The sequence below is a fragment of the Rhodoblastus sp. 17X3 genome (assembly GCF_030056575.1).
Classification (GTDB): Bacteria; Pseudomonadota; Alphaproteobacteria; order Rhizobiales; family Beijerinckiaceae; genus Rhodoblastus.
Genome location: NZ_JASHHX010000034.1, coordinates 1 through 19,521, shown reverse-complemented (window position 1 = coordinate 19,521; position 19,521 = coordinate 1). Strand labels below are relative to the sequence as shown.

The following is a 19,521-nucleotide window of genomic DNA, read 5'->3' as shown; positions in this document are numbered from 1 at the left end:
ATGTTCCCCGAGTTCCGTCTTGGACGACGCAATCGCATGCGAATACGCCGGCGGGGCGCAGCCCGGCCGCAGATCGTAAATCAAACTCCGTGCCACGGCGCGAAGCCGGGAAAACCACTAAAAAAACAGTAAAGCTGGAGCTTAAAACCGAGCAACTCTGACGAATTCAGCAGCGTGCTGCCTAATTTTTAGACATAACGCCGCGAAAAGAGCGCCGCGCCGGATGGCGCGCGATTCAAAATGCGGCGCCCGGATTTCCTGCGCGGACGGACGCCCGGCTCAGCCCGACGCGGGCGCCGCGTGGCGGAACAGGAGAAAGCGGGACGTGAGCAGATTGAACGTCATGCCCGCGAGGCTGCCGGCGGCGACGCCCAGAACCGGGACAGCGGCGACAAGCGGCGAATGGGCGACCAGCAGCGCATAGGCGAGGTAATTGGCGGCGCCGCCGATCATCATCAGGCCCAGATAGATCAGCATTTCCTTGAGCGGCCCATGGCCCGAAGCGCGACCGCCGAAGGTGAAGGCGCGATTCAGCAGCCAGGTCGCGGCGACGGCGCAAAAAAACGAGACCGCCCGCCCGCCATAGAGACCCAGCCAGTCCTTGAGCAGAGTGAGCACGCCCGCATCGACGAGAAAGCCGACAACGCCCACCAGGCCGAATAGCATCGCCTGCCGCGCCGGAATCATGGCGCGACGGATTTCTGCGCGGGGTGGGGAATGGCGAGATAGGCCAGACGCTTGGTCTCGTGGCGCCCCCGGGTGACATTGTCGAGGATGAGGCCGCAGGCCAGCGACAGCAGGGCGCAGATCATCAGGGACGCGGACAGGACCGCCGTCGGCTGGCGCGGCACCAGGCCGGTCTGCACGAATTCGACGATCACGGGCGCCGCCAGCACGAGGGACAGCAGGGCGATGCAGCCGGCGCACAGCGAATAGAAATGGAAAGGCCGCTCGGCCACAAAGAGGCGTCCGATCGTCTTCAGGATGCGCCAGCCGTCGCGATAGGTGGACAATTTGCTTTCCGACCCTTCGGGGCGCGCGCCATAGGGCGTCGCCTCCTCGCCATAGGGCATGCGCAGCTCCAGCGCATGGATCGTCAATTCCGTCTCGATTTCGAAGCCCCAGGAGAGAGCGGGAAAGGATTTGGCGAAACGCCGCGTGACCGCGCGATAGCCCGAGAGCATGTCGGTGAATTCGCCGCCGAAAACCCCTACGACGCCTTGCGTCAGGACACGGTTGCCGAACTGGTGGCCGCGACGATAGGCCTCGCCCCGATTCTCTTCCGGAGTCTCGCGGCAGCCGACGACCATATCGAGCCGCTCGTCAATCAGGCGGTCCACCATGCACCTCACGGACGGCGCGTGGTAAGTCGCGTCGCCATCCGCCATTACCAGAATATCGGCTTCCACATCCGCGAACATCCGGCGCACGACATTGCCCTTGCCGCGCAGGGGAACGGCGATGACCACAGCCCCTTCCGCGCGCGCCGCCGCGGCGGTCGCGTCGCTCGACCTGTTGTCGAAAACATAAACGTCCAATGCGGGCAAAGCGGCGCGGAATTCGCGGATGACCCGCGCAATGGTCGCTTCCTCATTGTAGCACGGCACGATCAGCGCGATGGTCAGGCCTCTATAGAGCATGAATTCCTAATTCCCCTGATCGGCGCCCGCTCCTGCGCTCCGCCGCATACCGAATCAGACCCGCATTTCAGCGCCGGTTGGCGCGCGGGAAGGCAGCATAAGGCGTGAGCGAGCGCGCGCAAGGCCGCGCCGCCGGCGCCCGGCATCGGCGATTCCGCCAAAAGGCTTCGGCTCGCCCTCACCTTGCGCTAAGCTCTGGCGAGACCCCTTTTCGTCATCGGACGCCCTTATGCCCGCCCTTCCCATCCATTATGTCGAACCTGTCTATCGCCCGCCGAGCGAGGCGGATTCGCTGATCCTGCCGGTTACCGACGGCTGTTCCTGGAACCGCTGCACCTTCTGCGAAATGTACACGGCGCCGCAGAAGCGCTTCCGCCCGCGCGACGAGGCGGAGGTTCTCGACAGCATCAAACGCTGCGGCGACCAGCTCGGCGCCGGCGTGAAACGCATCTTTCTCGCCGACGGCGACGCCATGACGCTCTCCACGCGGCGCCTCGCCAATGTGCTGGAGGCGATCCGGCGCGACCTGCCTGGCGTGCGTCGGGTGTCCAGCTATTGCCTGCCGCGCAATCTGCGCAAGAAATCCGCCGGCGAATTGCGCGAACTGGCCGACCTTGGCCTCTCGCTGGTCTATGTCGGCGCGGAATCCGGCGACGACGAAGTGCTCGCCAGGATCAACAAGGGCGAGACCTTCGCCTCGTCTCTGGACGCGCTGCAAAAGCTGCAACAGGCGGGGATCAAGCGCTCGGTCATGATCCTCAACGGGCTCGGCGGCCAAACACTATCGCCGCAGCACGCTCTCAATTCGGCGCGGCTGATGAACGAAGCCCAGCCGGAGTTTCTCGCGACCCTCGTCGTGAGTTTCCCGAAGGGCGAAACCCGATTGCGCGAAAATTTCCCCGAATGGGAGCCGCTCAGCGTACTGGGCCTGATGCAGGAAATGGAAATCCTGCTGTCTACGCTGGAGCTGAAACGCACGGTGTTCCGCAGCGATCACGCCTCGAACTGGCTCGTGCTGCGAGGCACGCTCGGCGCCGACAAGCAGCGGCTGTTGCAGGACTTGCGCGCGGCGATCGCGGCGCCGGAAGCCGCTCCCCTGCGTCCCGCCTGGGCGCGGGGATTGTAATGGGTCACGGATGGGTCGAGAGGTAACGCTCGGCCCGTTCCTCCAGCACGAAGTCAGGCTTTTCCTGCGCCACCAGGGCGTCGAACTGCTCATCCGTCGGCCGCGCCCAGAAAGCCGCCATGTCGCCGAATTCGGCGGCCAGCCGGGGAACCAGCGCCTGGCCGAAGGAATCGTGGATGAACAGCAGTTTCCCGCGTTTGTCCGGGCAATGCGTCCGCGTGTAGAGGCGGCGGCCCTCGGAATCCCAGTTCTTTTCCGTCACCTCATAGCGGCATGGCAGCGCGGCCTCCTTCAGGACCGGCGCTGTCTCGCTTCGGTTGATCAGGGCCATTTCGGCGAGGTCGCCCATTTTGACCGGCTTCAGCTCGAAATCGTCCGGCGACAGTTTCGGCGCGGCTATGTCGAATTTGGGCCGCATCGCGTCGAAGATGGGCGGCAGCGCGACGGAGACGCCGAGATCGTTCCAGTGGGTGTCGTCGCGCAGGTAAAGCGGGCCGGACGGCTTGGCGGCGAGGAGTTCTGGACGCAGATCGACCACCGGCAATTGCGCGGCTTGGGCCATCTCCATGGTCTGCGAATATTGCGACGGCTTCTGCTTGCGCAGGAAGCGCGCGGGCATGAATTCGGGATAGATCGTGTGCTTGTCCGGCGCGATGGCGAATTCATAGCCAACGCCTTTGGCCGCAAGCCGATCGCGCCGTCCGGCGATGCGCTGTTTCATTAATTCCAGATCGCTGTCGCTGAGCGTCAGGGCGTTTTGGTAAAGCTCGATGGAATGTTCGCCAGCGAAATAGAGCCAGTCGTTCTTGCCGACGACGACGCGGTCGCTGGACGAGCGCCCGAGCAAGGCCAGCGACAGCTTCGAGTCCAGCCGGATCAGGGCCTGGCGGAAGCCGAAATTATCGCCGAAAAAGGCGTCGAAACGCCTGGGGAACTGCTCCCATTGCGCAAGGCTCCGCGGGATTTCCAGCTGCGCGAGGCGGCGCTTCTCATTGGCCATCGGGTCCGGATTGCCAACGAAGGTGAGCACGCCGCCAAGTGTCGTGGCGACGGCGAAAAAGCCCAGCAGGAGCGTCCCGTAAAGAGTTGTGGCGAAGGTGCGGTCGGTCATGCTGCGATTGGTCATGTCGCGCCCTCAGAACCGGAAATAGATGAAGGGATTATAGGTGCCCGAGGCCATGCGCGCACAAGCCAGCACCGCGATCGCGACCAGGACCGCGAGACGGATCGCCAGCACGGCGGAACCCTCGGCGCCGATCCTCAGGCTGTCGATCCCCGGATGGATCACGCCGCGCGACTGATCCGCGCGCAGGCGCCAATCCGCCGTGAGCCGGGTGAAAGCGCCAGCCGAGACCACGGCGCCGAGGATCAAGGCGATCAGGACCTGCGCGTCGATCATTTCGGCCGCCGACAAAACGCCCTCGCCCGAGCCGCCGCGCCCGACGAGCGCGCCCAGATAGTCGCTGGCGCTGGCGAGATCATTGGCGCGAAAGAACACCCAGGCCAGCACGACCACCGCCATGGCGTAAAGGCGTCCCGCCAGAGCAGGCAGCCGGGCCAAAACGGCGCCAAGTCCCGCCCGCTCCACCACGAGGAAGAACCCGTGCAGCGCGCCCCAGACGACGAAGGTCCAGTTGGCGCCATGCCAGAAGCCGCAAACCAGAAAGATGATGACCAGATTGAGCCAGACCCGTCCTTCCGAGACGCGATTGCCGCCCAGCGGAATGTAGAGGTAGTCCCGGAACCAGTTCGACAGCGAAATATGCCAGCGCCGCCAGAACTCCTGAATGGAGCGCGAGCGATAGGGGTAGTCGAAATTCTCAAGGAAATTGAAGCCGAACACGCGCGCCAGGCCGATCGCCATGTCGGAATAGCCTGAGAAATCCAGATAGATTTGCAGCGTATAGGCCGCGACGCCCAGCCACGCGGCGCTCGCGCCCAATTGGTCTGCCGGCAGGGCGAAGGCCCGGTCGGCCACTTCGCCGAGCGGATTGGCGAGGATCATCTTCTTGCCGAAGCCGGCAATGATGCGCTCGACCCCGGAGACCGCCAGATCGAAACGCTCCTTGCGGCCCGTCAGCTGGTCGCAAATGTCATGATAGCGGACGATCGGGCCGGCGATCAGCTGCGGGAAGAAGGAAATATAGAGCGCGAAATCGATCGGATTGCGCTGCGCCTGCGCGTCACGGCGATAGATGTCGATCACATAGGACAGCGCGTGGAAGGTGAAGAAGGAAATGCCGAGAGGCAGGTGTGGCGCGTCGAAATGCAGCTCCGGCAAGCCAAGCGCGCCCGCCGCCAGATTGTACTGCGCGGCGAAAAAGCCGGAATATTTGTAGAAGCCGAGCAGGCCGATGTTCACGACGACGGCGCCGGCGACCGCGAGCCGCGCCGCGGACGGCCCGCGAAACCGCTCAAGCAGCAGGCCGAACAGCCAGTTGACGACGATGGACGCAAGCATGACCAAAACGAAAAGCTGCTCGCCCCAGGCATAGAACACAAGGCTCGCCAGCAGCAGCATCGTGTTCCTGGCCCGTCGCGGCGCGACGAAATAAAACAACCCCGTCAGGGGCAGGAACAGAAACACGAAGATGGGCGAACTGAAAACCATTGACGTCCTGATTCCGGGGACCGGGCGAAACGAGACTTCGCGACCTCGCCGCCAGAGCCTTTCCCGCCGCCGCGACACGGTTGCGCTCATGGCCTGACGGCGACGACGACATAGACTCTGTTTGCGCCGCGACCAATCTTTTTCGCGCGGGACGACAGCAAAGCTCGCGCGGACGAATGGTCGAAACCCGCTCCAGCCCATGACCGAGCTCAAGTTGGGACCAGGGAGAAAACCAACCCGAGTTATCAGTTGACAAATTTTATAGAATTAAAATAATTTTTCGGTCCGCTTCTTCGCATTCCCGCCCGGCGAGGCCGGACCCCGCGACTGTCACGAAAGGCCATTTTGATGTTGAAACGAAAGTTCCTGGCGCTCGGCGCCGCTTTGGGCCTTGTCGGCCTGCTCGGCGCTGGTTCGACCGCGATGGCCGCGGAGGTGCGCCTGCTCAACGTCTCCTACGACCCGACGCGCGAGCTCTACACCCAGTACAACGAGCTTTTCTCCAAGACCTGGAAGGCCAAGACCGGCGACACGGTCAAGATCGAGCAGTCGCACGGTGGCTCCGGCAAGCAGGCCCGGTCGGTCATCGACGGCCTCAACGCCGATGTCGTGACGCTGGCGCTCGGCTGGGACATCACCGCCATCGAACGCGCGGGCCTGATCAACCCCGGCTGGGAAAAGAAGCTCCCCAACAACGCCTCGCCCTATACCTCGACCATCGCCTTCCTCGTCCGCAAGGGCAATCCGAAGGGCATCAAGGACTGGAAGGACCTGTGGAAGCCGGGCGTCCAGGTCATCACCGCCAATCCGAAGACCAGCGGCGGCGCGCGCTGGGTCTATCTCGCACTGTGGGGCGCCCTCGCCAACGCCAGGACGCATGATTTCTCCACCGCCCAGGGCCAGGCTGAAGCGACCGCCGCCGGCGCCGCCGCGAAGGACTTCCCTGTCTATCAGAATGCCGAAGTCCAGGCGCTGATCGCCGACCTCTTCAACAATCACGTGCCCGTGCTCGACGCCGGCGCGCGCGGTTCGACCGTCTCCTTCGCGCAGAAGCAGCTCGGCGACGTCCTGCTGAACTGGGAGAACGAGCTTTGGCTGGCGCGTGACGAATTCGGCCCGGAAAAATTCGACATCGTCTATCCCTCGACCAGCATCCTCACCGAGCCGCCGGTCGCGGTGGTGGACAAGGTCGTCGATCGCGACGGCGCGCGCGCCGTCGCCGAGGCCTACCTGCAGGGCCTCTATACGCCCGAGGCGCAGGACCTCGCGGGCCAGCTGCATTATCGCCCGCGCAATCTCGATGCGCTCAAGAAATATAGCGCCGACCTGCCGAACATCCCCTTCTTCACCATCGACGAGACTTTCGGCGGCTGGGTGAAGGCGCAGACGACATTCTTCGCCGACGGCGGCGCGTTCGACCAGATCTACCACCCGAGCAAGTAAGCCCTGTCGCGCCCGGTCCCTCGGGGCCGGGCGCTCTCTTCCTCAAGGATCCTCGATGGCCGATTCCTCGCGCGTCCTGCCCGGCTTCTCGCTGTCGCTTGGCTATACGATCTTCTATCTGTCGGCCCTGGTGTTGATTCCGTTGGGCGCCCTGGTGCTGAAGACCGCCCAGATCAGCCCGGACGAACTCTGGAAAATCATCACCGATCCGATCGTCGTTTCGGCCTACAAGCTGACCTTCAGCGCCTCTTTCTACGCGGCGGCGATCAACGCCGTCTTTGGCCTGATCCTGGCCTGGACGCTCGTGCGCTACAGTTTCCCGGGCCGCCGCTTCTTCGACGCCTTGATTGACTTTCCCTTCGCCCTGCCGACGGCCGTCGCCGGCCTGACCTATGCGAACCTTTATCTCAAGGACGGCTGGATCGGCGGCCTCGGCCCCAACATCGTCGGCGGCGTCAACTGGCTCTCCAGCAGCCTGGGCGGCGGACAGCTGATCTCCACGACCGCGCTGGACTGGCTGACCTTTCCCTTCACGGGCCAGACATCCGGCATTGTGGCCGTGCTGATCTTCGTCAGCCTCCCCTTCGTGGTGCGCAGCATCCAGCCGGTCCTGCAGGAATGGGATCCCGAATTCGAGACCGCCGCGCGCAGCCTGGGCGCGGACCGGTTCACCATCTTCCGCCGCGTGATCTTTCCGGAAATCTTCCCGGCCTGGTTTTCCGGCTTCGGCGCCGCCTTCGCGCGCTCCATTGGCGAATATGGCTCGGTGATCTTCATCGCCGCCAATATCCCCGGCAAGTCACAGATCGCGCCGTTGCAGATCGTGACAAAACTCGACGATTTCCAATATGCCGCCGCTTCGGCCATCGGCGTCGTCCTGCTCATCGTTTCCCTGCTTCTGCTCTTCGTCATCAACAGCATCGAGCGTTTCTCCCGCCGTCACGAACGCGCGGCCTGACAAAGGAAAAACCGACATGGCCGGAGTCTTGGCCAGCAAAGCCCCTCCAGGCGCCATCGCGGCGCGACCCGCGGCGACCGAAAGCGCGCTTGGACGGCGAATACTCATCGGGATCACCGTCGCCTTCCTGACGCTGTTCATCCTCATCCCGCTCATCAACGTGTTCCATCAGGCCTTCGCCAAGGGACTCGACGGCTATCTGGCGGTTTTCTTCCCGCCCGAGCCCGACCCCAACGCGGTCCTGAACTACAGCCAGAAGCGCCGTCTCGCTGAAGCCGCCACCCAGGCGACGCGCACCTGGCATTCCATCGGGCTGACTGTCGCCGTCGCCTCGATCGTAATCCCGCTGAACGTGATCTTCGGCCTCGCCGCCGCATGGGCGACGACCAAGTTCGAATTCCGCGGCCGCACCCTGCTGACCGTGCTGATCGACCTGCCCTTCTCGGTCTCGCCCGTTGTCGCCGGACTTGTCTTCGTCCTTCTGCTCGGCCGCAACGGCATTTTCGGCGATTGGGCGACGCAACTGGTCTGGCCGGACATCTTCTCGCTGCGCTGGGTCGGCTTTGGCGAGAGCTTCTGGCCGCTCGCTTTCGAGCGGACCCATACCGGGATCATCTTCACCCCGCTTGCCATCGTCATCGCCACCATCTTCGTCACGTTCCCCTTTGTGGCGAGGTCTCTCGCGCCCTTGATGGCGAATCTGGGCCCCGACGAGGAAACGGCCGCGCTGTCGCTTGGCGCCTCCGGATGGCGGACCTTCTTCAAGATCACGTTGCCCAATGTCAAATGGGCCCTGCTCTATGGCGTGATCCTGACCTTGACGCGCGCCTTCGGCGAATTCGGCGCGGTCTCGGTGGTGTCCGGCCATATCGACGTCAACGACACCATGCCGCTGCGCATCGAAAAGCTATGGAACGAATACAACAACCAGGCCGCCTTCAGCGTCGCCTCCGTGCTCACCTTCCTGGCTCTGGTGTCGCTCGTCGCCAAAATCGCAATCGAGTGGAAAACCACGAACGAAGCCAAGCGCTGACCGAAAGGATTCCAAACCATGACAATCGAAGTCCAGAACATCAACAAGAGTTACGGCGCTGTGAAGGTGCTGAGCAACGTGGATCTCAGGATCAATTCGGGCGAACTGGTCTCCCTGCTCGGCCCTTCGGGCTCCGGCAAGACGACCCTGCTCAGGGTGATCGCCGGGATCGAGCAGGCCGATCCCGGCTCCGGTCCCATCTCCTTCGACGGTATGGATGTGTCCGGCGTCGATCTCGGCCGGCGCGGGATTGGCTTCGTCTTCCAGAGTTACGCCTTGTTCAAGCATTTGAGCGTGTTCGAGAACGTCGCCTTCGGCCTGCGCGCCAAGCCGCGCCGGGAGCGGCCAAACGAACAGCAGATCAAGGAAAAGGTGGGATCTCTGCTCGATCTGATCCAGCTCGGCGCTTTCGCCGGGCGCTATCCCTCGCAGCTGTCCGGCGGCCAGCGCCAGCGCGTGGCGCTGGCGCGCGCGCTGGCGGTCGAACCACGCGTTCTGCTGCTCGACGAGCCGTTCGGCGCGCTCGACGCCACTGTCAGGCGCGAATTGCGCAGCTGGCTGCGCCATCTGCACGGCACGATTCATGTCACGACGATTTTCGTCACCCACGATCAGGAAGAGGCGCTGGAGGTCTCCGACCGCGTGGCGGTGATGGGCAAAGGCAGGATCGAGCAATTCGCCTCGCCGCAGGAGGTCTATGAAAAACCGGCCAATGAATTTGTTTTCAAATTCCTCGGCAATTACAATGTTTTCCACGGCCGCTCCGGCGCCGGCGCCTTCGTGCGGCCGCATGACATCGCCATTTTCCGCACGGAGGACGGGGAGCGGCCTGACGCCCAGAGGGGCGTGGTTTGGCATATTGGGTTCGGCGGCCCGGTGGTGAAAATCGAGCTGCAAAGCGACGACAGGAACCGCATTGATGTCGAGCTGACGGCGCAGGCCTATCGGGACCTGAATCTCAAGCGCGGGGAGAAGGTCTGGTTCGCCGCCCGGCGGGCCCACAGTGATTTCCCGCCCGAATACGCCATATGAACGCAAAGACGGAAGACGTCAGGACCGCGCTTCTGGTCGGCTTTATCTAAATTTTTTCTATCGACTATATGTATCACAATGATTGAAATAGCGTCTTCAAGGCGCGAGGTTCGCTCAATGGCTTTTGAGATCGCCCATTCGCAGCTGCGCTTCAAGGCTCTTTCGCCCGCGCGACGACTGCTCGCGCTGCTCGCCGGCGTGGCCTTCCTCGTCGGTTTCGCGTGGGCCTGCGTCACCGCCTATCAGGCGCAGCCGCTTGAGCCTGCGCCTCCGGCAAAGCCGCTGATCACGCCCGGCGCCGGCTCACGCGGCGCTTGAGGCGCGCAAAACAAAAGCCCCGAACCGGATTGACCGGAGCGGGGCCCAGGGCGCGACCCGAGTCTCAAATCGGGAGAAAACCCAGTGCGCGCCGACTGGCTTCGCGCGGCGAGCGGGCGGCGGCATTAAAATTTCCTTCCTCCTCCTCGCTGGTGGCGAGATCGAGTGGCAAGGCCGTCGTCGATTTAATCTGCTGCAGGACGAAATGCGACGACACGCTGCGCAGCGGCGCGATGGCCGTCAGACGCTTGTAAAAGGCGTCATAGGCCGAGATATTCGGCGCCACGACGCGCAGGACATAATCCACTTCGCCGGCCAGACGGCTGAATTCCATCACTTCCGGCATGGCGGACACCGCGCGCACAAAACTTTCAAGCGTTTCCGCCGAATGGTCGCCTGCCTGAATCGCGATATGGACTGTGAGGGCGATGCCAACCTTCTGCGGCGAGACGATGGCGACCCGCTTCTGCAGCACGCCGGTGGCTTCGAGCTTCTGAATGCGCTTCCAGCACGGGGTCTGCGACAAACCAACCTTGTCGGCGATCTCGGCGACCGTCGCGGCGGCGTTATCCTGGAGAATCTTCAGTATGTGACGATCAATCCGGTCCATGACGCGGCGCTCCGGCGGACTCTGAAAAATTATTCATTTAGTCTATAAAACTAGTCAATTATGTCAAACAAAAAGATGGATTTTTCGGCAGGATCAAGCCGGACGACAAAGAAAATCGAACCTTGGCCGCACGGACCGGGCACGCGGCGGACCGGAGGCCGCCCTTCGCCGCCGCCGGCGGCGTTCTATCGCGCCGCATACAAGGCCGCTAGCGACGAATCATGCCCGCGAAGCGGGAATTTGTAATCCATCTTCATATTGACGTTGCGACTGCGGTGCGAGCCATTACCATGAAGCCACGAAGCGGAGGAGCGCGCCTGTCACCGGACGCAGCCCCCCGGACAAACCAGACTCGCTAAAGCGAGCGGCGCCCTCGGACGAAGTCCCGCTTTTGAGAAACCAGGAAAGGTCAAATCCCATGAAGATCTCTGCGCGCAATGTGTTCGAAGGCAAGATCATCGACATCGGGAAGGGCGCGACCACGTCCCATGTCTTCCTCGACGTCAAGGGACTGCATTTCACCGCCGCGATCACCAATGAAGCGGTCGAGGAGCTCGACCTGAAAGTCGGCGGAACGGCCAGCGCCGTGATCAAGTCGTCGGAAGTGATGATCGCGGTCAAGTAACGACGCGGGCGCTTTTCGCGCCGCCTCAAGAAAACGCGCCGAACGGTCGGTCCGAGCCGCCTGTCCGGCGCATTTCTTTGTGCCCCCCTTTGGCGGCTTTTCACCTGGCGCCCAACCGGGAGGCGCCACAGCCAGGAATGGCGCAGAATGCTTATTATGTAATCGAATTACCTGTTGTAAAATTATCTCGCTGTTTCAATATTCTCGTAGCATTCCATTTTTCGATACCGGCCCTATTGATCTGAACCGCCTGCAGCGCTTTCATCGCGACACGCTCCGAAACGACCCCATAATGCCGCGGAATCGAGCTGAAAGGAACGGGAAGCCGCAATCGGCGGCCCGGCCAACGCCCCGACGCGCGCGCAACAATATGCAATGCAGGTATATTGAAATGACCGCTCCCCTGAACTATTCGCACCTTCCTCTCAAGACCCTGGCGGCGCCTCTCGCGCTTGGCGTCCTGCTGTCGGCGCCGCTGGCGAAGGCTTCAGACGATCCGCCGATGATGGCGTCGATGCATGCGATGGACCATGGCCCGATGGACCATGGCGGAAATCACGGCGCCGGCATGGACGCAATGAACATGGGGCCGCCGCCGCCGGCCTCGCTGAACTGGACGACCGTGGCCGGCGCGGGCCAGTTCATGCTCGGCTACACGCCGACATTCATGGGCATGAGCGGCAATTATATCGGGACGTCGAAGCTGTCCGATTCCGAGATCGCGACCACCATCCCGTCGGGACAAAGCCATTCGATGACGATGATGGGCAAGACGACGACCATGCCGACCATGCTGCGCATCGTGCCGGATTCCATGGACGTGCAGATGCACATGTTCAACGCCATGTATGGCGTGACGGAAAATCTCACGATCATGGCCATGACCAGCTATGTCGTGAAAAGCATGAGCATGACGACCTTCAAGGGCATGATGGGATCGACCGTGCTGGGAACCAGCTCCGGCACGACCGACGGCCTCGGCGATTCCATGGTCGGCGTGAATTACCGCGTCTATCACGACGCCATCAACAGCGTCGTCGCCGGCCTCAACCTCACCTTGCCGACCGGCTCGGCGACCCGGCAGATCACCATGCTCAGCCCGATGGGGAGCTATATGTTGATGCGCGCGCCTTACGGCATGCAGACGGGCTCCGGCTCGGTCAGCCTCGTGCCGAGCCTCGCCTATAGCGGCCATCTCGGCCGCTGGTCCTGGGGCCTCGCCTATCGCGGCTTCTACCCGATGGACTATAATTCCGAGGGTTATCGCTGGGGCGCCCTCAGCGAATTCCACGGCTGGGGCGGCTATACCCTGTTCCCGAACATCACCACGACGCTGCATGTCGTCGGCAGCACGCAGGACCATATCAGCGGCAAGGACGCGCAGATTTATGGCCTCTCCCAAAACGCCAATCCGCTTTATTATGGCGGCCAGAAAGTGCGCCTGCTCGGCGGCGTCGAAATCGGCGGCGGCATGTGGGGCTATGCGAAATCCTCGATCTCGGTCGAGGCCGGCGGCCCGATCTACCAGAGCCTGAACGGCCCGCAGCTCGGCGAATCCTGGCAGGTGACGGTTTCCGGCCGGGTGATGTTCTAAGCGATGTATTAGCCCAAATTGAGCGGAGCGAAGGCCTTTCGCCCCGCTTTGGTTTCCACCGCCTCGACCTTCACGCCGTAAAGCCTCTCGATGGCCGCCGTGGTCAGGACCTGACCCGGCGGCCCTTCCGCGCCGATCCGCCCCTGCTCAAGCAAGGCCACCCGGTCGCAGGCCCAATGGGCGTGTTCGGGATGATGCGTGCTCATGACAAATCCCCTCCCCTCGGCCGCAAGCGCGCGCAACAATGCGATCAGGCGCATTTGCGCGCCATAATCCAGCCCCGTCATCGGCTCGTCGAGCACGAGGATTTCGGCGCCCTGCGCCAAAGCGCGTCCGATCAGCGCAAGCTGCCGCTCGCCGCCGGAAATTTCCGTATAGGGCCGATCCGCCAGATGCGAGATCTTCAGCCGCCCCATGACCTCGTCGACCCTTTCGGCGTCCGCCGCCCGTATCGCGCCGAACCAGCCTGTCCGCGGCAGAAGCCCGAGCGCCACCACGTCGCGGACAAGAAAAGGAAATGGCGCGGCGTGCGTCTGCGCGACATAGGCGATTTTCTGCGCGATGATGCGGCGCCCGTGCGCCTCCAGCGCCGCCCCGTGGAGAAAGACCCTGCCGCGCGCCGGCCGCAGGAAGCCCATCAGCAAGCGCAGCAAGGTGGTCTTCCCCGAGCCATTGGCGCCAAGCAGCGCGACGACTTCGCCAGCGCCCATCGTGAGTGAGGCGCCATCGAGGACCTTGCGACCGTCCCGGTCAAAGGCCAGATCGACGCCAACCAGCGCGGGGCCGCTCATGTCCAGCTCCTCCGGCTGCGGCGTAGAACCAGCAGGAAGGCGGGGATGCCGAGAAGTTCGGTGACGATCCCGATCGGGATTTCGGCCTTGACGAGGGAGCGCGCCAGACAATCAGCGCCAATGAGGAAGATCGCCCCGACAAGCGCCGAGGCGGGCAGCAGGACCGCATTGCGCGGCCCGACCACAAGCCGCGCGAAATGCGGCGCGAACAGCCCGATCCAGCCGATCATGCCGGCGAGCGATACGGCGAGCGCGGTGACGAAGGTCGCCGCGGCGATCGCGCCATAACGCACCCACGCCACCGGCACGCCGAGCGAGCGGGCCTCGTCCTCGCCCATGGCCAGCGCGTCCATTGGCCGCGCCAGCGCGAGCAGCGCGGCGATTCCAGCCAGCATCGCCGGCGCCGCCGTCAGGGCCTGCGAGAGCGAGACGCCAGTGAGGCTTCCCATCAGCCAGTAAATGATGGTCGGCAGCTGGTCATAGGGATCGGCCATATATTTCAGCGCCGAGAGCAAGGCGGTGAAAAAGGCGCCGGAGATCATGCCGCCGAGCACGAGGGTGATCATTGACGCCGCTCCAAAGGCGTTGGCGACGCCTACGCCGAGCGCCACCGCCGCCAGCCCACCGACGAAGGACAGCCCCTGCACCGCCGCCCAGGACAGACCCAGCAATAGCGCGAGCGCCGCGCCGAAACAGGAGCCGCCGAGCGCGCCGAGCAGGCCGGGCGAGGCCAGCGGATTGCGGAAGACAGACTGAAAGGCCGCGCCCGCGACGCTGAGCGCCGCGCCGATGCTCGCGGCGGCGATGATGCGGGGCGCGCGGATTTCGAGAATGAGATTACGCAGCAGGTCGTCGCGCTCGGGGGCGAGCGCAACCAGATGGAGCCGGGCGCCGAAAAATGCGAGTAGATCGCGCAGCGACAAGGGATAGCGGCCAAGGGTCATCGCGCCCGCCGCCGAGATGACGAGAACAACGCCGAGCACCGGCAAGACGCCCGGCGCCCGGCGCCGCCACCGCGGCCTCGCCTCAATGCAGGATGCGTTCGACATCCTCGTCCTTCAGATCGACGTCAAAAAAAAGCTGATAGAATTTTTTCGTTTCGGCCCTGATGTCGATAGGAAACTGCTCGGGATAAAAAAGGCTCGCGAGCCACTGCGCGCCCAAGGCCTGCATGAAGCTCGGCGGCCGGTCCAGCCAGTTGAAGGGAAGGCGCGGAACGGTCACGATGCGATCCTGCCCGACCGCCTCGACATTGCGCCATTCCGGCGCGCTGCGCGCCAAATCCCTGAAATGCGGATCGAGCGCGAGGATCAGCGACGGCTTGCCGACAATGACCTGCTCGAGGCTGATCCGCTCCAGCCCGACATGGGTGGATTGCTGGCACTGGTCGATATTCTCGCCGCCCGCAAGGCGCATCGCCTCGACATGGAAGGAATTGGCGCATTCGGTCGCCAGACCATCCGGCCCCTCGGCGTAATAATAGTGCAACCGCTTCCCGGCCGGCACGGCGGCGACGGCCTTTTGCACCCGCTCCAGCGCCGAGGAAATATAAGCGGCCAGGGCCGCCGCGCGCTCACGGCGGTCGAGCAGCTCGCCGAGGAATTTCAGGGCGTCAGGATAGTCGGCGATGGAATTGAGCCGCACATAGGCGACCGGCAGGCCGGTGCGCCCATAGAGCCGGTCCGTCTCGCCATGCTCGCCCATCGGCTCCAGCCACGCGATGACGAGATCGGGATGAAGCGCGAGGACTTCTTCGGGATTCATCGCCGGCCCGTGGCCGGGCATTCCGCCCAGCGCCGGCAGCTTGGCGATTTCCGGCGGCAGGAAGGCCATCTGCTTTTCATTTGGCGCATTATTGACCGCGACGAGCAGATCCGGCGCGAGCACATAGAACAGAAGGGTCAGCGGATAGGACGCGGAATGCACCCGCGTGATCCTGTCCGGGACGGTGATTTTCCGTCCCGCCATGTCGGTGATTTCGCGGGCCTCGGCCCTTGTCGCCAGTCCGGGAGCAAGAACCGCCAGCAATGTCAGGATAAGAGCAAACAGGCGCGCAAACATCAGCGTCTCCAGAAGAATTTTGAAATGGGTCAGGCGGCCGAACGCTTTCGCGCGAGGCCGCGCCACCAGTTTTCGAGCGCGTCGAGCTGCGGCGGCAGTTCATCGAACAAGGGGCCGGCGAAGGCGGCCCATTCATCGCGCATGGCGGGTTTCAGCGTGGTCAGCGCCGGCGTCTCCGCAGCCGTGGCGGCGGCGAAAGCGTCGCGGAGGCCGCCATTACCCGCCTCCAGCTTGCCGAACTTGCTCAAGACGACGAGATCGGCGCCGGCCTCGATCGCGCGCTGCGCGGCGGCGCAGGCCATGGCGACGCCGCCCGGATCGAGATTGCAGGCCGTAGATCCCGGCCCGAGGTTTTGCGAAATCGCGATGCGCGCCCCGGTGGCGAGATCCAGCAGGTCGAGCGCGCCGCAATCCGAATGCGCATCCGGCGCGACGAGTTCGACGACGCCCGCGACGCGAAGCCCCTCGTCGCGCCTGCGGTCGGCGAATTGCTTCAGCAAGACCTGCTTCTCGGCGCCGGATTCGGCGACGATGACGCCAATGCGCGCCGCGCGGCGGATTGTGTTGTCGCCCATGATCGGACTCCGGAGTTCGAAACATCGGTTTTGCGCGGGTCACGACAATCGGAGGCGCCGCCAGACGCGATGCAATCCCTGCGCCAGATCTGATCAATACGCATTTTTTAAACACTATTCAATTTACATATTTCAGACCGCGCACTCGCGCGGACGGGCCTTGGCGCGAAGCTGAAAGCTCAGTCCGCCCGGTCCTTGTCCAACTGCCATTGCAGATGGGCGCGGATGGTCGGCCATTCCGGGGCGATGATGCTGTAGACGCAGGTGTCGCGCAGCGTGCCGTTGCGGGCGCGCTGGTGATTGCGCAGAATCCCGTCGAGCTTCGCGCCGAGGCGTTCGATCGCCCGGCGGCTCTGATGGTTCAGGACATGGGTGCGCAATTCCACCGCAATGCAGTCCAGGCTCTCAAAAGCATGGGCCAGCAGCAGCAGTTTCGCCTCGGTGTTGATGCCGCTGCGCTGGACGCCGCGCGCGAGCCAGGTCGAGCCGATTTCGACGCGATAATGCTTGCTGTCGATGTTCATGTAAGTCGTCATGCCGACCGCGCGGCCCGACGCCTGCTCGATGACCGTGAAAGGCAGCATGGAGCCCTGCGCCTGTAGACCGAGCCGGCGCTCGATCTCGGCGCGCATCTGCTCAGGCTCGGGCGCGGTCGTGTACCAGTGCCGCCATAACGCGCCGTCGCGCACCGCCGCCGTCAGTTCCTCGCAATGCGCGAGCGACAAAGGCGCCAAGTGGACAAGCCGGCCCGCAAGATTGACCGGCTCGACGGCCATCGAATTTGTCACGCTCACTTCCCATCAAACGCCGCGCGGACCGGCGCGACTCGACCGCAAGGGTCAGCCGGCCCAGTCCAGACCGAATTCGGCCGAGGCGCAAGAGAAAGCGCGCAGGAAGGCGGCGAGATAGGACCGCCCGATGGCGAAGCGCCACAGCGCGCCCTCGCAACGCCAGAGCGTCAGGTTGACATGTGCCGCCGTCATGGTCGCCGCCGCGCCCACCGCGAAAACGGAAGGATGCAGATCGATGGCGACGAGTTTGGCCAGAACGGCGCCGATGTCCTTCCCCTCGGCTTCGAGAAGGACCAGACCGCCCGATTGATCGAAGATCGAGCCGTCCGGCGCGCAGGCGGCCTCCAGCCGCGCGGCAAGATCGCCCTGTGCAGACAAAACCAGCCAGCGGCCCGGGCCGAGGCCGATAAACTCGATTCCGCCGCCAGCGGAAAGGCGCGGCGCGTCGCAAAGTGCGACTGCAAAAGCCGAATGCGCCTTGGCGATCACGGCGGCGCGGTCGCGGCCGGCGACCAGAACGCAAGCCTGCGTCGCAATTGAGCGCAACGTGACTTCTGCGCCGGCGACGCCATGGAGGCCTGTCGGCAGGATCTTGCCGAGCGGGAGAGAGGCGAGAAACTCAGCCACGGAGGCGCGCTCCTTCTGGATCGATGAAGACCGGCGGGCAGATTTCGACTTCGATATCGGTCCCGCGCAACCCGTCCCAGGCGCGCAGGATTTCGCCAATGCGTGAGGCGCCGCCCTTGACGAAGCCGAGACCGATGGAGTGGCCAAGCATGGGCGAAATCGTCGTGGAGGTCAGGTAGCCGAGGTCGTTTTCCGTCGTCGCCGCCGCGCCTTTTTCCAGCACATGCGCGCCCGCGCGCAGTACCTGTCGGCGATCCAGCGGACGGAATCCCACAAAGCCCTGCCGTTGCGGATCGAGCAGCGCCGGGCGGCGGGCCATGACGGCGCCGATGTAGTCCTTTTTGGTTGAAGCCATCCGACCGAAGCCGAGGTCGGCGGCTGTCGTCTGGCCGTTCAGCTCCGGCCCGGAGACATGGCCCTTTTCAATGCGCATCACCGCCAGGGCTTCCAGCCCATAGAAGGCGACATCCCATTCCGCGCCGGTCTTCAGCAGGGCGCGGGCGAGCGCCTCGCCATGATGCGCCGGCACGGCGATTTCATAGCCAAGCTCGCCCGAGAACGACAGGCGGAAGAGCCGAGCCTTGACGCCGCCGAGAACGGACGTCTCCAGCGCGCCCATAAAAGGCAGCGCCTCGTTGCTCACGACGGCGGCCTCATCGACGATCTGCGCCACAAGGCCGCGCGCGCGCGGACCGGCCACGGCGATCTGCGCCCATTGCTCGCTCACGGAGGCCATCCGCACGTCGAGTTCGGGCCATAGCGCTTGCAGGCAGAATTCGAGATGCTGGCTCACCTTGGCGGCATTGGCCGTGGTCGTCGTCATGATCCAGCGATCTTCCGACAGGCGGGCCGTCGTGCCGTCATCCATGACAAAGCCGTCCTCGCGCAGCATCACGCCATAGCGCGCCTTTCCGACCGGCAAAGTGGAGAAGCTGTTGATATAGACCCGGTCGAGCAGCACGCCGACGTCCGGCCCCTGCAACTCGATCTTGCCGAAGGTGGAGACGTCAATGATGCCGACCGAGGAACGCACCGTGCTGACCTCGCGCTCGACGCTCTCGCGCCAATCCTTTTCGCCCGCGCGCGGGAAATAAGCGGCGCGCAGCCAGGGACCGGCCTCGACGAAAACGGCGCCCAGTTCTTCCGCCAAAGCATGGGTCGGCGTCAGCCGCGCGGGACGGAAATCCTTGCCGCGATGATGGCCCGCGAAGGCGCCAAGGGCCACAGGCGACCAGGGCGGACGAAACATGGTGACGCCCGTCTCGGGAATCGAAAGGCCGCGCAATTTCGCCAGAATGGCGAGGCCAGGAACATTGGACAATTTGCCCTGATCGGTCGCCATGCCGAGCGTGGTGTAGCGCTTGAGATGCTCGACCGAAACGAAGCCTTCCTTTTTCGCGAGCGCCACATCCTTGGCGGCGACGTCGTTCTGGAAATCGACGAAGGCCATGCCTTTCGAGCGCTCGACATGCCAGAAGGCCTTCAGCGCGGACGGCGCGTCCTCGGCACGCGGCAAAGGCGTGGCGCCGGTCGCAAAACCCAGCGCCTCGGCAGCCTCGGGGGCGCGCGGGGCGGCTTACGCCACAAAAGCGGGAAAAAACTATGCCTGTGTCTAATAAAAAAAATACGCTTACGACCAATTTTTGTTAGTTTATAAAAAAGTTGTGGGCCCATAATAAAAAAAAA

The 19,521-nt window shown here is 63.8% G+C and carries 19 protein-coding genes and 1 pseudogene; 8 read left to right on the top strand and 12 right to left on the bottom strand.

Translation table 11 applies throughout. The features are described 5' to 3' along the window. Positions 1–279: 279 nt before the first annotated feature. Both QM467_RS19270 and QM467_RS19265 read right to left on the bottom strand, forming a co-directional pair. Positions 280–687 carry a GtrA family protein gene (locus QM467_RS19270; RefSeq protein ID WP_283367962.1) on the bottom strand — a complete coding sequence of 136 codons (408 nt, stop codon included), beginning with the start codon at positions 685–687 and terminating at the stop codon, positions 280–282. Then, positions 684–1,640 (bottom strand): glycosyltransferase family 2 protein, encoded by a 957-nt coding sequence (locus QM467_RS19265; protein WP_283367961.1) that lies wholly within the window; start codon positions 1,638–1,640, stop codon positions 684–686. Before QM467_RS19265 ends, QM467_RS19270 begins: the two co-directional genes overlap by 4 nt. Before the next feature lie 229 nt (positions 1,641–1,869). Between QM467_RS19265 and QM467_RS19260 the strand changes: the two genes are divergently transcribed. Next, complete coding sequence (locus QM467_RS19260) at positions 1,870–2,766, top strand: radical SAM protein (protein WP_283367960.1); 897 nt, start codon at positions 1,870–1,872, stop codon at positions 2,764–2,766. 4 nt (positions 2,767–2,770) lie between these two features. On the opposite strand, the gene QM467_RS19255 is transcribed toward QM467_RS19260, so the two are convergent. Further along, the gene (locus QM467_RS19255) at positions 2,771–3,892 is read right to left on the bottom strand and encodes an alginate O-acetyltransferase AlgX-related protein (protein WP_283367959.1); all 1,122 of its coding nucleotides are present in this window, start codon (positions 3,890–3,892) and stop codon (positions 2,771–2,773) included. 9 nt (positions 3,893–3,901) lie between these two features. Beyond that, complete coding sequence (locus QM467_RS19250) at positions 3,902–5,377, bottom strand: MBOAT family O-acyltransferase (protein WP_283367958.1); 1,476 nt, start codon at positions 5,375–5,377, stop codon at positions 3,902–3,904. 348 nt (positions 5,378–5,725) lie between these two features. Here QM467_RS19250 and QM467_RS19245 point away from each other — a divergent pair, with 348 nt between their 5' ends. From QM467_RS19245 to QM467_RS19225, 5 genes are all read left to right on the top strand, one after another. Continuing rightward, the gene (locus QM467_RS19245; protein WP_283367957.1) at positions 5,726–6,820 is read left to right on the top strand and encodes a sulfate ABC transporter substrate-binding protein; all 1,095 of its coding nucleotides are present in this window, start codon (positions 5,726–5,728) and stop codon (positions 6,818–6,820) included. Between the two features lie 55 nt (positions 6,821–6,875). Next, positions 6,876–7,778: an ABC transporter permease gene (locus tag QM467_RS19240; protein ID WP_283367956.1), complete on the top strand. Its 903-nt coding sequence runs from the start codon at positions 6,876–6,878 to the stop codon at positions 7,776–7,778. A 16-nt stretch (positions 7,779–7,794) separates the two neighbouring features. After that, the gene (locus tag QM467_RS19235; RefSeq protein WP_283367955.1) at positions 7,795–8,811 is read left to right on the top strand and encodes a sulfate ABC transporter permease; all 1,017 of its coding nucleotides are present in this window, start codon (positions 7,795–7,797) and stop codon (positions 8,809–8,811) included. A gap of 18 nt (positions 8,812–8,829) precedes the next feature. Further along, positions 8,830–9,843, top strand: a complete 1,014-nt coding sequence (locus QM467_RS19230; protein WP_283367954.1) for a sulfate/molybdate ABC transporter ATP-binding protein — start codon at positions 8,830–8,832, stop codon at positions 9,841–9,843. Between the two features lie 117 nt (positions 9,844–9,960). Beyond that, positions 9,961–10,161: a hypothetical protein gene (locus QM467_RS19225; protein WP_283367953.1), complete on the top strand. Its 201-nt coding sequence runs from the start codon at positions 9,961–9,963 to the stop codon at positions 10,159–10,161. Between the two features lie 64 nt (positions 10,162–10,225). On the opposite strand, the gene QM467_RS19220 is transcribed toward QM467_RS19225, so the two are convergent. Further along, positions 10,226–10,771, bottom strand: coding sequence for an Lrp/AsnC family transcriptional regulator (locus QM467_RS19220; protein WP_283367952.1), 546 nt, complete (start codon positions 10,769–10,771; stop codon positions 10,226–10,228). A 418-nt stretch (positions 10,772–11,189) separates the two neighbouring features. Between QM467_RS19220 and QM467_RS19215 the strand changes: the two genes are divergently transcribed. Both QM467_RS19215 and QM467_RS19210 read left to right on the top strand, forming a co-directional pair. After that, on the top strand, positions 11,190–11,396 hold the full coding sequence (locus QM467_RS19215; RefSeq protein ID WP_283367951.1) for a TOBE domain-containing protein: 207 nt from the start codon (positions 11,190–11,192) through the stop codon (positions 11,394–11,396). A gap of 391 nt (positions 11,397–11,787) precedes the next feature. Then, on the top strand, positions 11,788–12,990 hold the full coding sequence (locus QM467_RS19210) for a hypothetical protein (RefSeq protein WP_283367950.1): 1,203 nt from the start codon (positions 11,788–11,790) through the stop codon (positions 12,988–12,990). An 8-nt stretch (positions 12,991–12,998) separates the two neighbouring features. Here QM467_RS19210 and QM467_RS19205 read toward each other — a convergent pair whose 3' ends face one another. The 7 genes and pseudogenes from QM467_RS19205 to QM467_RS19175 all read right to left on the bottom strand — a co-directional run. After that, positions 12,999–13,781: an ABC transporter ATP-binding protein gene (locus QM467_RS19205; RefSeq protein WP_283367949.1), complete on the bottom strand. Its 783-nt coding sequence runs from the start codon at positions 13,779–13,781 to the stop codon at positions 12,999–13,001. Next, positions 13,778–14,830, bottom strand: coding sequence for a FecCD family ABC transporter permease (locus tag QM467_RS19200; RefSeq protein WP_283367948.1), 1,053 nt, complete (start codon positions 14,828–14,830; stop codon positions 13,778–13,780). The genes QM467_RS19205 and QM467_RS19200 overlap by 4 nt, the downstream gene beginning before the upstream one ends. Further along, positions 14,808–15,842: an ABC transporter substrate-binding protein gene (locus QM467_RS19195; RefSeq protein WP_283367947.1), complete on the bottom strand. Its 1,035-nt coding sequence runs from the start codon at positions 15,840–15,842 to the stop codon at positions 14,808–14,810. The genes QM467_RS19200 and QM467_RS19195 overlap by 23 nt, the downstream gene beginning before the upstream one ends. Before the next feature lie 29 nt (positions 15,843–15,871). After that, entirely contained in the window at positions 15,872–16,417 is a 546-nt protein-coding gene (locus QM467_RS19190) for a DUF2478 domain-containing protein (RefSeq protein ID WP_283367946.1), read from the bottom strand. A gap of 179 nt (positions 16,418–16,596) precedes the next feature. Continuing rightward, complete coding sequence (locus tag QM467_RS19185; protein ID WP_283367963.1) at positions 16,597–17,193, bottom strand: GNAT family N-acetyltransferase; 597 nt, start codon at positions 17,191–17,193, stop codon at positions 16,597–16,599. 63 nt (positions 17,194–17,256) lie between these two features. Then, positions 17,257–17,835: a sarcosine oxidase subunit gamma gene (locus tag QM467_RS19180; protein WP_283367945.1), complete on the bottom strand. Its 579-nt coding sequence runs from the start codon at positions 17,833–17,835 to the stop codon at positions 17,257–17,259. After that, positions 17,828–19,393, bottom strand: a pseudogene (locus QM467_RS19175) (glycine cleavage T C-terminal barrel domain-containing protein); the annotation flags it as partial. The gene QM467_RS19180 and the pseudogene QM467_RS19175, both read right to left, overlap by 8 nt. Positions 19,394–19,521: the final 128 nt, after the last annotated feature.

Excerpts from the sequence above, each read along its gene's own strand:
- QM467_RS19195 (WP_283367947.1), bottom strand. The coding sequence starts at position 15,842 with ATGTTTGCGCGCCTGTTTGCTCTTATCCTGACATTGCTGGCGGTTCTT.
- QM467_RS19250 (WP_283367958.1), bottom strand. The coding sequence starts at position 5,377 with ATGGTTTTCAGTTCGCCCATCTTCGTGTTTCTGTTCCTGCCCCTGACG.
- QM467_RS19245 (WP_283367957.1), top strand. The coding sequence starts at position 5,726 with ATGTTGAAACGAAAGTTCCTGGCGCTCGGCGCCGCTTTGGGCCTTGTC.
- QM467_RS19235 (WP_283367955.1), top strand. The coding sequence starts at position 7,795 with ATGGCCGGAGTCTTGGCCAGCAAAGCCCCTCCAGGCGCCATCGCGGCG.
- QM467_RS19225 (WP_283367953.1), top strand. The coding sequence starts at position 9,961 with ATGGCTTTTGAGATCGCCCATTCGCAGCTGCGCTTCAAGGCTCTTTCG.
- QM467_RS19200 (WP_283367948.1), bottom strand. The coding sequence starts at position 14,830 with ATGTCGAACGCATCCTGCATTGAGGCGAGGCCGCGGTGGCGGCGCCGG.
- QM467_RS19185 (WP_283367963.1), bottom strand. The coding sequence starts at position 17,193 with ATGGCCGTCGAGCCGGTCAATCTTGCGGGCCGGCTTGTCCACTTGGCG.
- QM467_RS19260 (WP_283367960.1), top strand. The coding sequence starts at position 1,870 with ATGCCCGCCCTTCCCATCCATTATGTCGAACCTGTCTATCGCCCGCCG.
- QM467_RS19230 (WP_283367954.1), top strand. The coding sequence starts at position 8,830 with ATGACAATCGAAGTCCAGAACATCAACAAGAGTTACGGCGCTGTGAAG.
- QM467_RS19210 (WP_283367950.1), top strand. The coding sequence starts at position 11,788 with ATGACCGCTCCCCTGAACTATTCGCACCTTCCTCTCAAGACCCTGGCG.
- QM467_RS19215 (WP_283367951.1), top strand. The coding sequence starts at position 11,190 with ATGAAGATCTCTGCGCGCAATGTGTTCGAAGGCAAGATCATCGACATC.
- QM467_RS19220 (WP_283367952.1), bottom strand. The coding sequence starts at position 10,771 with ATGGACCGGATTGATCGTCACATACTGAAGATTCTCCAGGATAACGCC.
- QM467_RS19205 (WP_283367949.1), bottom strand. The coding sequence starts at position 13,781 with ATGAGCGGCCCCGCGCTGGTTGGCGTCGATCTGGCCTTTGACCGGGAC.
- QM467_RS19270 (WP_283367962.1), bottom strand. The coding sequence starts at position 687 with ATGATTCCGGCGCGGCAGGCGATGCTATTCGGCCTGGTGGGCGTTGTC.
- QM467_RS19265 (WP_283367961.1), bottom strand. The coding sequence starts at position 1,640 with ATGCTCTATAGAGGCCTGACCATCGCGCTGATCGTGCCGTGCTACAAT.
- QM467_RS19255 (WP_283367959.1), bottom strand. The coding sequence starts at position 3,892 with ATGACCAATCGCAGCATGACCGACCGCACCTTCGCCACAACTCTTTAC.
- QM467_RS19240 (WP_283367956.1), top strand. The coding sequence starts at position 6,876 with ATGGCCGATTCCTCGCGCGTCCTGCCCGGCTTCTCGCTGTCGCTTGGC.
- QM467_RS19190 (WP_283367946.1), bottom strand. The coding sequence starts at position 16,417 with ATGGGCGACAACACAATCCGCCGCGCGGCGCGCATTGGCGTCATCGTC.